Genomic DNA, 12,492 nt, shown 5'->3' with positions numbered 1-12,492 from the left:
GGAAAAGCCGGCCTTGCCGGCGCACGCATGGATAAACTATCATCCGGAATAATTCGCATTTCGGATAGTGGAATGCGCCGCGCCAACGCCACGCCAGTCCATCATGTCCGCCACCGGGACCTCCTCCCAGCCCATCGAAGTGCTTTACGGTGACCACCACGGCTGGCTGCGCGGCTGGTTGCGCAAGCGGCTGGGCAACGCCTTCGACGCCGCCGATCTGGCGCACGACACCTACGTCCGCATCCTGGCATCCGGCACCACGCCGCAGCCGGACCAGTCCCGCCGCCACCTGACCCAGATCGCCAACGGGCTGCTGATCGACCTGTACCGCCGCCGCGGCATCGAGGCCGCCTACCTGGAAGCCATCGCCGCGCTGCCCGTGGCGCTGGCGCCTTCCGAGGAAGTCCGCGCCCTGGCGGTCGAGGCCCTGGTCGAGGTCGACACCATCCTGCACAAGCTGCCACCCAAGGCCCGCATGGCGCTGCTGCTGTGCAAACTCGACGGCCTGAGCTACCGCGAAATCGCCGAACGGCTGCACGTGTCCGTTTCCTCGGTCGAGAAATACGTCGCGGCGGCGCTGCTGGCCTGTTACCAGGCGCTCTACGATGGTTCGCGCTGACGCCACCGCCGGGCAAGGGCCGGCGATCGATCCCGCGGTCGTGCGGCGCGCCTCGGCCTGGATGGCGCGGTTGTGGTCGGGCGAAGCCAGCGCGGCCGACCGCGCGGCCTGTGATGCCTGGCTGGCCGCGCATCCCGACCACCTGCGCGCCTGGCGCCGCCTGCAGGTCTTGGACGCCAAGCTGGCCGGCGTGTCCGAACCGGCCTCCCGCACCGTGCTGCTCGAATCGCGGCCCCTCGCCTCCGCCGCGCGCCGCAAGGCGCTGCGGGCGCTGGGCATCGCGGCGGCCGCCACCGCCAGCGCCACCCTGCTCTGGCGCGAAAGCGGGCGCTGGGGCGTGCTGACGGCCGACCATCGCAGCGCCGTCGGCGAGATCCGCGACGTCACCCTGGCCGATGGCACCCGCGTGGTGCTCGACAGCGACTCGGCCATCGACGTGCGTTTCGACGGCCACGAGCGGCGCGTCATCCTGCTGGCCGGCGAAATCCTGGTGTCGACCGCCGTCGATGCCCGCGGCCGGCCGTTCCGGGTCCAGAGCCGGCAGGGCATGGTGCAGGCGCTGGGCACCCGCTTCACCTTGCGCGACGCGGGCCCGCTGGCGCACCTGGCGGTCTATGAAGGCGCGGTCGACATCTACCCCGGCGCGGCCACGCAGGCGGCGCTGCGGGTGCGCGACGGCGAACGCACGCGTTTCGACCAGCATCATGCCGAAGCGCCGGCCAAAGCGCGCGAAGCCGACGCCGCCTGGGCGCGCGGGGTGCTGCTGGCCGAAGACATGCGGCTGGCGGACTTCACCACGCGGCTGGCGCGCTATCGCAGCGGCTTGCTGCGCTGCGATCCCGCCGTCGCCGAGCTGCGCGTCACCGGGGTCTTCCCCCTGCGCGACACCGACCGCGCCCTGCACAACCTGACGCTCGGGGTGCCGGTCGACATCCACTACCGCAGCCGCTACTGGGTCACCGTCGGCCCCCGGGCCTCGCGCTAGCGCCGCGCTCCCCTGTTGCAATTTTTCTTGGCGGGGCATTGAGGAAATCGCCCGCTCGTCCGGAAGACATAGCAGTCGCAACACTTTCTTCCGTACTTTCTGGGATCGACCCGATGGCGAGCCGCCACCTTTCCTCTCCGTTCTCCATGACCGCGCCCCTGTCGGCGCGCCCCGCCGCCAGCGGCCTGCTCCCCCGCCGCACGGTGTTTTGCCTGGCCTTGGGCGGCGCGATCCTCGCCACCTCGCCGGCGCCGGCCCAGGTGGCGCCGCCGCCCGCCGGGGCGCAGGCTCCGGCGCGCACCTACCAGATCCCGTCCGGTCCGCTGGACCAGGCCCTGACACGCTATGCCAGCGAGGCGGGCGTCGAGCTGTCGGCGGACGCCGCGCTGACCCGCGGCAAGACCAGCCCCGGCCTGAACGGCGCCTACAGCCTGCAGGACGGCTTCGCCGCCCTGTTGCAGGGCCAGGGCCTGCGCATCGTGCGCGGCGCCAACGGCGCCTATTCGCTGCGCCCCGCGCCCACCGCCGACACGCCCGCCACGCTACCCGCCGTGACCGTCACCGGCCGCCCCGAAACGGCCTGGAGCCCGGTGGACGGCTACGTGGCCACCCGCAGCGCCACCGGCACCAAGACCGACAGCAGCATTCTCGAAACGCCGCAGTCGATCTCCGTGGTCACCGCCGACTTCATCCGCGAGACCGGCGCCTCGCGCCTGAAAGAAAGCCTGGCCTACACCCCGGGCATCAACACCCTGCCCTGGGGCGCCGACACGCGCTTTGACTGGACCATCATCCGCGGCTTCGACGCGCAGGCGCCGGGCTACTACCTGGACGGCCTGCAACTGCGCAACAACAACAGCTGGGCAGTCTGGCAGACCGAGGTCTACGGCGCCGAGCGCATCGAAGTGCTGCGCGGCCCGACCTCGGTGCTGTACGGCCAGAACGGCGCGGGGGGCATGATCAACGTCGTCAGCAAGCGTCCCACCGACGAACCGCTGCACGAACTGGAGGTGCAGCTCGGCGACCATTCGCGGCGCCAGGTGGCGGGCGATTTCTCGGGCCCGCTGGATGAGAACGGCAAGGTGCTCTACCGCATCACCGGACTGGCGCGCGACGCCGAGCTGCCCGCCAGCGGCCTGCCCAACGACCGCTTCTTCATCGCGCCGGCGCTGACCCTCAAGCCGTCCAGCGACACCACGCTGACGCTGCTGTCGCAGTACCTGCGGGTGCGCGACGGCAGTTCCTACGGCAGCTTCCCCGAGGTCGGCACGCAACTGCCCAATCCGAACGGCAAGTTCAAGCCCAACACCTATGTGGGGGAACCGGGCTTCGACCGTTTCAACCAGGAACAGTGGATGGTCGGCTACCTGCTCGAGCATCGCTTGAACGACACCTGGACCGTGCGCCAGAACACGCGCTACGGCTACACCAGCGTCGACTACCGCCAGGTCTACGTGCGCGGCGGCTTCGCCACCGTCAACCCCGCCAACCCGGACGACCCCGCCAACTTCCGGCTGCTGGAGCGGTTCCCGTTCGGCAGCCAGGAAAACGCGCGCCTGTTCACCATCGACAACCAGGCGCAGGCCAAGGTCGCGCTGGGCGACTGGACCCACACCTTCCTGTTCGGGCTGGACTACCAGCGCTCGCGCAACTACCAGCGCACCTACAACGATGGCGTGGTCGCGCCCATCGACGGCTATTCGCCGTCCTATGGCAGCCCGGTCGAGACCGCCGCGCCCTGGTTCGACGCCACCACGCGGCTGGCGCAGACCGGGCTCTACCTGCAGGACCAGATCAAGTGGGGCAACTGGGTGGCCACGCTGGGCGGCCGCTACGACAAGGCCAGCGCGGACGTGGACAGCAACATCGACGGCTCGCGCACCAAGATCTCCGAGCACAATTTCAGCAAGCGCGCGGGGCTCGTCTACCTGCATCCGAGCGGCATCGCGCCGTACTTCAGCTACGCCGAATCGTTCTCGCCCACCGCCACCATCGACCCGGAGACCAACAGCCCGATGCGCCCGGAGACCGGCCGCCAGTACGAACTCGGCATCCGCTACGAGCCGCCCGGCGGGCGCAGCCGCTACAGCGCGGCGGTTTTCGACCTGCGGCGCCACAACTACATCACCTACACGCCCGAGTTCCTGCCCAAGCAGACCGGCGAGGTGCAGGTGCGCGGCCTGGAACTGGAAGCCGCGTTCCGGCCGCTGCCGCAGATGAACGTGGTGGCCGCCTATACGTACACGCCCAAGGCCGAGGTCACGGCCAGCAGCACGCCGAGCGAGGTCGGCAAGCAGATGCAGGCGGTGTCGCGCAACCAGATCGCGATCTGGACCGACTATCGCTTCGAATCGGGCATCAAGGTCGGGCTGGGCGCCCGCTACACCGGGCCGAACTGGGGCTATCAAGAGTCGGCCGCGGAAAAACTGCCGGGCTACACGCTGTTCGACGCCATGATCGGCTATCAGGTGCAACGCTGGAACCTGGCGCTGAACGTGCGCAACCTCGGCAACCGCACCTATCTCAGCAATTGCAGCGCGGGCGCGTGCCGCTACGGCGACCAGCGCACGGTGCTGGCGACCGCGACCTACCGCTGGTAGGCGCGGCCGGCGGCAGCAGGCTTGGCCCGCGTCAGCCGACGGCTTCGGTGTCCGGTTCGGTCACCACCGCGCGCGGCCAGGCCTGCAGCGTTTCCAGGTCCAGGAAGGTGAAGTAGCCGTCCCTCCAGCCCTCGGTATCGATGTGATAGACGTTGCCCAGCGCCAGCGGCGCGGCCACGGGCGTGTGGCCCGCCACCACGGCGCGCACGCCGCGCACCCCGGTGCGGTCCAGTTGCCGCAGCCGCTCGCGCGACCACTGGCAGGCCGCGCTGGTGCGCTTGTAGCGGTCCTGCAGCGCCGACTCCAGGCGCGGCCAGAACAGCACCGGGCAGTCCGCGTGCAGCAATCCCACCGGGCCGGACGAGGTTTCCACCTCGATCGCGATGGGCAGTTGACCGAAGGCCTCGGCGTAGACCTGCTGGCGATCGGCCGGCAGGTCCAGGAACCAGCCGCCGCCGTAGCCGCGCCAGTTCACCACGTCCACCTGCCCGGTGCGCACGTGGCGCACGGCGTAGTCCTCGTGGTTGCCCTGCACCGCGAAGAACCAGGGCTGCGCCAGCCATTCCAGCGCGGCCTCGCTCTCCGGCCCCCGGTCGACCAGGTCGCCAACGGAAAACAGCCGGTCGCGGCTGGCATCGAACCCCATCCGCCCCAGGCTGTCCTGCAGGCGGGTAAAACAACCGTGCACGTCGCCCACCGCGAAATCGCGGCCCTGCTCGTTGCGCGGTACTTTCAGAAAACGTTGCTGCATGATGATCCAGCCCGCCCAATCGGGCCCATGTTTCTTTTTAACCCGCTTTCATCAGTCCCCGATTACACCGGGCTTTCACGCGTCTTCCACATATTGCGTTACGAGAATAGCTATTATTCGTGATAATGTTCCGTCTTTCCCAAAATCCAACTTGAAGGGGGCCGCGCGAGCCGCCCCGCCGTCGCCATGACCGCCGCCTCCACCATCAAAACCTGGTACCTGGTCCACAAGTGGACCAGTCTGGTCTGTACGATCTTCCTGCTCATCATCTGCCTGACCGGGCTGCCGCTGGTGTTCCACCACGAGATCGAGCACTGGCTCGATGACGGCAAGCCGCTGTCCGACGTGCCCGCCTCGACGCCGCCGGCCAATCTCGACAAGCTCATCGACACCGCCAAATCCATGTATCCGGGCGAAGTCGTCGACTATCTCTTCTTCGACCCCGATGAGCCCCAGGTCTACGTCGGCATGGCCAAGAAGCCGGGCGACGGCCCGGTATCCGGCCATGCCGTGCGCATGGACGGCCGTACCGGCGACGTCCTGCTTGATGGCCCGCCCTACAGCCAGGACAAGTTCTCCTTCATGGGCATCATGCTGGCCTTGCACGTCGACCTGTTCGCGGACCTGCCCGGTGAACTGTTCCTCGGCTTCATGGGCCTGCTGTTCTGCATCGCCATCGTCTCGGGCGTGGTGCTCTACGGCCCCTTCATGAAGAAACTGGAATTCGGCACCGTGCGCGCCGGCCGCTCGACCCGCCTGAAGTGGCTCGACCTGCACAACCTGCTTGGCATCGTGACCCTGGTATGGGCCTTCGTGGTCGGCTTCACCGGCGTCATCAACGAGCTGTCCACGCCGCTGTTCCGGCTGTGGCAATCGACCGAACTCGCGAGCATCCTGGAACCCTACAAGGGCCAGGGCGTGCCGGCCGAGCTGTCGTCGGCCCAGGCCGCGGCCGACACCGCGCGCAAGGCCCTGCCGGGCAACCAGGTGTCGTTCATCGCCTTCCCCGGCAACGCCTTCGGCAGCCCGCACCACTACATCAGCTGGATGCGCGGCGACACGCCGCTGACCTCCAAGATGAACACGCCGGTCCTGATCGACGGCCGCAGCGGCGAACTGACCACCATCGCGAAAATGCCGTGGTACCTGACCGCGCTGGAGCTGTCGCGTCCGCTGCACTTCGGCGACTACGGCGGCCTGCCGCTGAAGATCATCTGGGCCGTGCTCGACCTGATCACCATCGTGGTGCTGGTCAGCGGCCTCTACCTGTGGCTGGCGCGCCGCCGCGCCACCGAGGCCCGCATCGCCGAGCTGGTGCGCAAGCACCAGGCCGCCGCCCCGCAACGGAGCCCCGCATGAGCAAGAAATCCTCGCGCGGCTTCCTGTTCGTCTGGGGCGTGCCGATCCTGCTGGGCGTGCTCAGCATCTTCGGCCTGCTGGCCGCGCTGCTGGGCACCGGCGGCTGGCACTGGGCCTCGTGGACGGCGCTGACCATCCTGCTGGTGGTCATCGTGCGCTACTGGTGCTTCCCGCCCAAACAGCCCGAGGCGTAGCCCGCCGGCGGCCCGCGGCCGCCGCGCGCCTCACTTGCCGAACTTCTCCGGATCAGGGCCCAGGCGGGCCCCTTCCTTGATGGCGTCGATCGCCGCCATCTCCGCGCCCGACAGCTCGAAATCGAACACGTCGATGTTCTCGCGGATGCGCGCCGGCGTCACCGACTTCGGGATCACGATCAGGCCATGCTGCAGATGCCAGCGCAGCGTCACCTGGGCCGGCGACTTGCCGTGCTTGCTCGCCAGGTCCACGATCGTCTTGTCCTTGGTGACCGCACCCTGCGCCAGCGGGCTCCACGACTCGGTGGCGATGCCATGCTTGTCATGGAACGCGCGCAATTCGCGCTGCGCGAAACCGGGGTGCAGTTCGATCTGGTTGACCGCCGGCGTCACGCCGGTGGCGTCGATCAGGCGCTCGAGGTTGGCCTGCGTGAAGTTGGACACGCCGATCGAACGCGCGCGGCCATCCTCTTTCATCTCGATCATCGCGCGCCAGGCGTCGACGAACTTCTCGCTGCCCGCCACCGGCCAGTGGATCAGGTACAGGTCCACGTAGGCCAGGCCCAGTTTTTCCAGGCTCTCGTTCATGGCCTCGTGGGCCGAATCGAAGCCATGCCTGTCGTTCCACAGTTTGGTCGTGACAAACAGATCCTTGCGCGCCACGCCTGCCGCGCGCAGGCCGGCGCCGACGCCGGATTCGTTGCCATAGATCGCGGCGGTGTCCACCGAACGGTAGCCCGCCGCCAACGCCTCCTTGACGCTGGCGGCGGCCTGGTCGTCCGGCACCTGCCAGACGCCCAGGCCCAATTGCGGAATCTTGCTGCCGTCGTTCAGTTTCACTGTGGGTACCTTCGCCATATGACCCTCCGAAGCTTGCAACGCAACACTTGCACGGCGAAAACGCGCCAGGTCGCGCGACCAGGAATGCTGCCGGGCGTACGCCTGGTCGACAGTGGATGACGGGCTCGCCCTGCTGCGCCCGCATACGAAAACCGGATGGAAAACCCCCGGGAGCGGCCTGCGCGCGGCCCATCCGTCCCAGGGGTTTTCAGTTAAATAATAGCGCCGGTGCCGGATAATCGCCTCCATACCCGGCCCGCGCCCCGCGCTGGCCCACGCCATTTGCCCTTGCCGCCCCTATGACAACCCCTGACTCCCGGACGCCCGGCCGTGGCGGTTTCGCCACGCTGCGCACCCTGTTTCCCTACCTCTGGCCGCCCGGCCAGACCGGCCTGAAGGTCCGCGTCGTCGCCGCCCTGCTGTGCCTGTTCGCCGCCAAGGCGGCCACCGTCTACGTGCCGCTGCTGTACAAGCACGCCATCGACGCCCTGGGCCAGGGCGCGCCGGGCAGCGTGACCGTGCCGCTGGGCCTGATCCTGGCCTATGGCAGCGCGCGCGTTCTGTCCCTGTTGTTTTCCGAATTGCGCGACGCCCTCTTCGCCCGCGTCGGCCAGCACGCCATCCGCTCGGTCGGCCTGCGCATCTTCCGCCACCTGCACGGTCTGGCGCTGCGCTTTCACCTGACGCGCCAGACCGGCGGCCTGACCCGCGCCATCGAGCGCGGCACCAAGGGCATCCAGACGCTGCTGTCGTTCCTGCTGTTCAACATCCTGCCGACCTTCTTCGAGATCGGCCTGGTCTGCATCGTGCTGTGGCGCATGTTCGACGCCTGGCTGGCGCTGGCCACCGGCGCCACCGTGGTCCTGTACATGGCCTACACGCTGGCCGTCACCGAATGGCGCGCCAAGTTCCGGCGGCAGATGAACGAGACCGACTCCGAGGCCAACACCAAGGCCATCGAGAGCCTGCTGAACTACGAGACGGTCAAGTACTTCGGCAACGAAGAACACGAAGCGCGCCGCTACGACGCCTCGCTCACCCGCTACGAGCGCGCCGCGGTGCGCAGCCAGGTCAGCCTGTCGATCCTCAACGTCGGCCAGGCCGTCATCATCTCCGCCGGCCTCACGCTGGTGATGTGGATGGCCGCCAATGGCATCGCCGAGGGCCGCTACACGCTGGGCGACTTCGTGCTGGTCAACACCTACCTGCTGCAGCTGTACTCGCCGCTCAGCTTCTTCGGCTTCATCTACCGCGAGATCAAGCAGGCCATGATCGACATGGAACGCATGTTCGAACTGCTGGGCCAGGACCGCGAAGTGGCCGACCGCCCCGGCGCGCAGCCGCTGCGCGTGGACGGCGGCGCGGTCGAGTTCCGCGACGTGCGCTTCGGCTACGACGAACGGCGGCCCATCCTCAAGGGCGTGAGCTTCACCCTGCCGGCCGGCAAGACCGTGGCCGTGGTCGGCACTTCGGGCGCGGGCAAGTCCACCATCGCGCGGCTGCTGTTCCGCTTCTATGACGCCGACGCCGGCGCCATCCTGGTCGACGGCCAGGACATCCGCGACGTCACCCAGGCCAGCCTGCGCGCCGCCATCGGCGTGGTGCCGCAGGACACGGTGCTGTTCAACGACACCATCCGCTACAACATCGGCTACGGCCGGCCCGGCGCCTCCGACGCCGAGATCGAGCACGCCGCCCGGCTGGCGCATATCCACGACCTGATCATGGCCATGCCCGACGGCTACCAGACCATGGTGGGCGAGCGCGGCCTCAAGCTGTCCGGCGGCGAAAAGCAGCGCGTCGCCATCGCCCGCACCCTGCTCAAGGACCCGGCCATCTTCCTGTTCGACGAAGCCACCAGCGCGCTCGACACGCGCACCGAACGCGACATCCAGACCAACCTGCGCGAGGTCAGCCGCGGCCGCAGCACGCTCATCATCGCCCACCGCCTGTCCACCGTGGCCGACGCCGACGAGATCATCGTGCTGGAGGATGGCCGCATCGCCGAACGCGGCCGCCACACCTACCTGCTGGCCGCCGGCGGCCTGTATACCGCGATGTGGGCGCGGCAACAGGAGAACACCGCCGTGCCGGCCGATTGACAAGCCCCGCCCCCTGACCCAAGATCGCACCCTTTGATTCCAAGGCCTTCCATGCAGGATTCCCGTATCGCTCCCGAAGTCCGCGTCTGCGCCGCCACCGACCTGGTCAATGGCGGGCTGGGCGTCAAAGTGCCGGTCTCCGACAGCGCGGGTCAGACCACGGCGTTCTTCGTGCGTTACCAGGACCAGGTCCATGGCTATCTGAATCGCTGCGCGCACGTGGGCGTCGAACTCGATTGGGAAGGCAGTTTCTTCACCCGCGCCGGCGACCTGATCATGTGCGCCCGCCACGGCGCCACCTACCAGCCCGATACCGGCCTGTGCGTGGGCGGCCCCTGTAAGAACGGCCGCCTCACGGTGCTGACGGTGCAGGAGCGCGACGGCGCCGTCTACTGGCAGCCCAGCGGCAAGATCCAGCCGCTGGCCGTCTGAGGCCTCAGGCGCGGGCCGGCGCGGCCGCCTGCGCCGGCTCGGCGCGATCAGCATAGCGCCGCGCCAGCACCGCGCAGACCATCAGCTGCATCTGGTGGAAGATCATCAGCGGCAGCACCACGATGCCCATCTGCGAGGTGCCGAACAGCACCGTGGCCAGCGGAATGCCGGACGCCAGCGACTTCTTCGACCCGCAGAACACCAGCGTGATCTCGTTTTCCTTGGACAGCCCGAGCTTGCGGCTGCCCCAGGTGGTGATCAGCAGCACCGCCCCCAGCAGCAGCGCATTGACCAGCACCATGGTCGCCAGGTCGATCGCCGGGAACGCGTGCCAGATGCCCTGCGCCACCGCTTCGCTGAACGCGGTATAGACCGCCAGCAGGATCGAACTGCGATCCACCTTCGACAGGATGCGGCTGTTGCGCTGCGCCCAGGCGCCGATCCACGGCCGCAACAGGCTGCCCACCGCGAACGGCAGCAGCAATTGCAGCAGGATGCGGCCGGCGTCGGCCAGGCCGTGGCCGCCCCCCTGGCGATGCAGCAGCACCGCCACCAGCAGCGGCGTCAGCACCGTGCCCAGCAGGTTCGAGGCGGTCGCCGCGCAGATGGCGCCCGGCACGTTGCCGCGCGCCATCGAGGTGAAGGCGATCGACGACTGCACCGTCGACGACAGCGTGCACACGAAGATCACGCCCAGCCACAGCGCCGGCGTCAGCAGCCCGGGAAACGCGGCCCGCAGCGCCAGCCCCAGCGCCGGGAACAGGATGAAGGTGCAGCCCAGGATCAGCGCATGCAGCCGCACGTCCTTGACGCCGGCCACGATCGCATCGGTCGACAGGCGCGCGCCGTGCAGGAAGAACAGCAGCGATATCGCCAGGTTGCTGGCCACCAGCATGAACGACGCGCCCTTGCCCACGGCGGGGAAAAAGCTGGCGAAGGCCACGGTGGCAATCAGGATGAGGGTGAACTGGTCGGGCAGGAAGCGGCGCATGGCGAGGGGTTTCCAGGAAGGTCGCGGTCACTATAGGCGCGCCGCTTGCTATCGTGAAGACCACTGGTTACTGTAACTGCTATTGGAATTCCCTATAGGCAGGCCGCCATGCTCAATCCGCTCTGGCTCAAGACCTTCGCCACGGCCGCCGCCTCGCCCAGCTTCAGCGAGACCGCGCGCCGCCTGGGCCTGACCCAGCCCACCGTCAGTGAGCACATCCGCCAGCTGGAACAGGCCCTGAACCGCCGCCTGTTCCTGCGCGACACCCATTCGCTGGCCCTGACCAGCGACGGCCGCAGCCTGCTGGTGCACGCCGAGATCATCCTTGACGCGCACGAACGCGCCGAGCGGCTGTTCGACGCCCCGCGGCTGCGCGGCCGCGTGCGGCTCGGCACCTCCGACGACCTGGCGATGGGGCCGTTGCCCGACGTGCTGGCCGCATTCCGCCAGGCGCATCCCGAAGTGGAGCTGGACATCACCATCGGCGTCACCAGCGACCTCTACCGCCTGCTCGACGACAACGGCCTGGACGTGATGATCGGCAAGCGCCGCCGCGGCGACCGCCGCGGCCAGACCCTGCACAAAGAGGCGTTGCTGTGGCGCGCCAAGGAAGGGCTGCGCCTGGCGCCCGACGCGCCGCTGCCGCTGATCCTGCTGCGCGAACCCAGCGTCACCCGCACCCTGGCGCTGGATGCGCTGGCGCGTGCCGGCCGCAACTGGCAGATCGTCTGCACCAGCACCAGCTACGCCGGCTGCCAGGCGGCCGCCCGCGCCGGCCTGGGCATCACCGTGCAGCCCTCGCACCTTTCCACCACCGGCCTGGCGGCGCCGGCCGGCGCGCTGGCCCTGCCGGCGCTGCCGCAGGTGGAGTTCATCGTCATCTCGGCGCCCACGCCCAACCAGCCCACCCAGGCGCTGACCGAGATCCTGATGCGCAGCTCGCTGACCTGAACCCTTCCCCGTCGGCCAGGCGCGTCGGCCCGGCCGACGGGCCGCCCCGCCCAGCGCGCACGGCGGCCGCCGCTCACGCCCCCGTCCGCGTATGCCGCACGCTGCCTTCCAGCGGCTGCGGCTGCTTGAGCAGGTTGAGGATCGGGCACCACTGCTCCACCGCCTCGTGCACCGCCCGCACCGCCTGCGGGTCGGCCGGCGACACGATGTGCGCCGTATAGCGGATGTTGTGCGGGAAGAACGGCACCTTCTCGTAGCCCGGCTTGCCGCCGCGCGGATCCAGGTCGCCTTCGATCTCGACTTCCAGCGATTCCAGCGGCAATTCCAATTCGGCCGCCTTGATCAGGAAGATGTGCGTCAGGCAGCTGCCCAGCGATCCCAGCAGCAGTTCCGGCGAACTCGGCCCCAGGTCGTAGCCGGCGAAATCCGCCGGGCTGTCGCTCACCACCTGATGGTCGCGGATGCGGATGCGGCGCACGCCGCTGCGCCCCTCGGCGCTGACATGCGCGCGCAGCTTCACCGGCGTCACCGTGCCCGGATCACGCGCATTGCGCGCCAGCACCGCCTCGCGCTTCTGGCCCAGGTATTCATTCAAGGTACTCATCTTGCCTGCCTCGCGTTTGTGAAAGGGAAAGGAAAAAAGGTGCCCGGCCGCCACGCCGCGCGAT

Annotated in this window: 12 protein-coding genes; 8 read left to right on the top strand and 4 right to left on the bottom strand. The window is 68.8% G+C overall.

Going from position 1 to position 12,492, the window contains the following annotated elements; genetic code table 11:
• The first annotated feature begins 103 nt into the window (after positions 1-103).
• From AC1HFW_RS04020 to AC1HFW_RS04010, 3 genes are all read left to right on the top strand, one after another.
• A complete protein-coding gene (locus tag AC1HFW_RS04020) occupies positions 104-619 on the top strand; it encodes a sigma-70 family RNA polymerase sigma factor (protein ID WP_479281891.1) in 516 nt (171 codons plus the stop codon).
• Positions 606-1,604, top strand: coding sequence for a FecR domain-containing protein (locus tag AC1HFW_RS04015; protein ID WP_479281890.1), 999 nt, complete (start codon positions 606-608; stop codon positions 1,602-1,604). The genes AC1HFW_RS04020 and AC1HFW_RS04015 overlap by 14 nt, the downstream gene beginning before the upstream one ends.
• Before the next feature lie 146 nt (positions 1,605-1,750).
• Complete coding sequence (locus AC1HFW_RS04010; RefSeq protein ID WP_479281888.1) at positions 1,751-4,204, top strand: TonB-dependent siderophore receptor; 2,454 nt, start codon at positions 1,751-1,753, stop codon at positions 4,202-4,204.
• A gap of 31 nt (positions 4,205-4,235) precedes the next feature.
• Here AC1HFW_RS04010 and AC1HFW_RS04005 read toward each other — a convergent pair whose 3' ends face one another.
• Positions 4,236-4,955 carry a metallophosphoesterase gene (locus AC1HFW_RS04005; RefSeq protein WP_479281886.1) on the bottom strand — a complete coding sequence of 240 codons (720 nt, stop codon included), beginning with the start codon at positions 4,953-4,955 and terminating at the stop codon, positions 4,236-4,238.
• A gap of 186 nt (positions 4,956-5,141) precedes the next feature.
• On the opposite strand from AC1HFW_RS04005, the gene AC1HFW_RS04000 reads away from it, so the two are divergent.
• Entirely contained in the window at positions 5,142-6,314 is a 1,173-nt protein-coding gene (locus AC1HFW_RS04000) for a PepSY-associated TM helix domain-containing protein (protein ID WP_061071747.1), read from the top strand.
• Entirely contained in the window at positions 6,311-6,508 is a 198-nt protein-coding gene (locus tag AC1HFW_RS03995; protein WP_006394104.1) for a hypothetical protein, read from the top strand. The genes AC1HFW_RS04000 and AC1HFW_RS03995 overlap by 4 nt, the downstream gene beginning before the upstream one ends.
• Before the next feature lie 30 nt (positions 6,509-6,538).
• Here AC1HFW_RS03995 and AC1HFW_RS03990 read toward each other — a convergent pair whose 3' ends face one another.
• A complete protein-coding gene (locus AC1HFW_RS03990; protein WP_479281884.1) occupies positions 6,539-7,366 on the bottom strand; it encodes an aldo/keto reductase in 828 nt (275 codons plus the stop codon).
• Positions 7,367-7,647: 281 nt separating this feature from the next.
• Here AC1HFW_RS03990 and AC1HFW_RS03985 point away from each other — a divergent pair, with 281 nt between their 5' ends.
• Both AC1HFW_RS03985 and AC1HFW_RS03980 read left to right on the top strand, forming a co-directional pair.
• Positions 7,648-9,450, top strand: a complete 1,803-nt coding sequence (locus AC1HFW_RS03985) for an ABCB family ABC transporter ATP-binding protein/permease (protein WP_479281883.1) — start codon at positions 7,648-7,650, stop codon at positions 9,448-9,450.
• 51 nt (positions 9,451-9,501) lie between these two features.
• Positions 9,502-9,882, top strand: coding sequence for a Rieske (2Fe-2S) protein (locus AC1HFW_RS03980; RefSeq protein ID WP_241075877.1), 381 nt, complete (start codon positions 9,502-9,504; stop codon positions 9,880-9,882).
• A gap of 4 nt (positions 9,883-9,886) precedes the next feature.
• On the opposite strand, the gene AC1HFW_RS03975 is transcribed toward AC1HFW_RS03980, so the two are convergent.
• The gene (locus tag AC1HFW_RS03975; protein WP_061071751.1) at positions 9,887-10,873 is read right to left on the bottom strand and encodes a bile acid:sodium symporter family protein; all 987 of its coding nucleotides are present in this window, start codon (positions 10,871-10,873) and stop codon (positions 9,887-9,889) included.
• A gap of 108 nt (positions 10,874-10,981) precedes the next feature.
• Here AC1HFW_RS03975 and AC1HFW_RS03970 point away from each other — a divergent pair, with 108 nt between their 5' ends.
• Complete coding sequence (locus tag AC1HFW_RS03970; protein ID WP_061071752.1) at positions 10,982-11,824, top strand: LysR family transcriptional regulator; 843 nt, start codon at positions 10,982-10,984, stop codon at positions 11,822-11,824.
• 73 nt (positions 11,825-11,897) lie between these two features.
• Here the strand turns inward: AC1HFW_RS03970 and AC1HFW_RS03965 are convergent, their stop codons facing one another.
• Entirely contained in the window at positions 11,898-12,428 is a 531-nt protein-coding gene (locus tag AC1HFW_RS03965) for an OsmC family protein (RefSeq protein ID WP_479281882.1), read from the bottom strand.
• Between the last annotated feature and the right edge of the window lie 64 nt (positions 12,429-12,492).

This window comes from Achromobacter sp. ISS7 (assembly GCF_056523125.1).
Note: the sequence above shows the minus strand (reverse complement) of the source record. Positions and strands in the feature narration are given on the sequence as shown.

Bases quoted from the DNA above. Each gene is read 5' to 3' on its own strand.
- AC1HFW_RS04020 (WP_479281891.1), top strand. From the start codon at position 104: ATGTCCGCCACCGGGACCTCCTCCCAGCCCATCGAAGTGCTTTACGGT.
- AC1HFW_RS04015 (WP_479281890.1), top strand. From the start codon at position 606: ATGGTTCGCGCTGACGCCACCGCCGGGCAAGGGCCGGCGATCGATCCC.
- AC1HFW_RS04010 (WP_479281888.1), top strand. From the start codon at position 1,751: ATGACCGCGCCCCTGTCGGCGCGCCCCGCCGCCAGCGGCCTGCTCCCC.
- AC1HFW_RS04005 (WP_479281886.1), bottom strand. From the start codon at position 4,955: ATGCAGCAACGTTTTCTGAAAGTACCGCGCAACGAGCAGGGCCGCGAT.
- AC1HFW_RS04000 (WP_061071747.1), top strand. From the start codon at position 5,142: ATGACCGCCGCCTCCACCATCAAAACCTGGTACCTGGTCCACAAGTGG.
- AC1HFW_RS03995 (WP_006394104.1), top strand. From the start codon at position 6,311: ATGAGCAAGAAATCCTCGCGCGGCTTCCTGTTCGTCTGGGGCGTGCCG.
- AC1HFW_RS03990 (WP_479281884.1), bottom strand. From the start codon at position 7,366: ATGGCGAAGGTACCCACAGTGAAACTGAACGACGGCAGCAAGATTCCG.
- AC1HFW_RS03985 (WP_479281883.1), top strand. From the start codon at position 7,648: ATGACAACCCCTGACTCCCGGACGCCCGGCCGTGGCGGTTTCGCCACG.
- AC1HFW_RS03980 (WP_241075877.1), top strand. From the start codon at position 9,502: ATGCAGGATTCCCGTATCGCTCCCGAAGTCCGCGTCTGCGCCGCCACC.
- AC1HFW_RS03975 (WP_061071751.1), bottom strand. From the start codon at position 10,873: ATGCGCCGCTTCCTGCCCGACCAGTTCACCCTCATCCTGATTGCCACC.
- AC1HFW_RS03970 (WP_061071752.1), top strand. From the start codon at position 10,982: ATGCTCAATCCGCTCTGGCTCAAGACCTTCGCCACGGCCGCCGCCTCG.
- AC1HFW_RS03965 (WP_479281882.1), bottom strand. From the start codon at position 12,428: ATGAGTACCTTGAATGAATACCTGGGCCAGAAGCGCGAGGCGGTGCTG.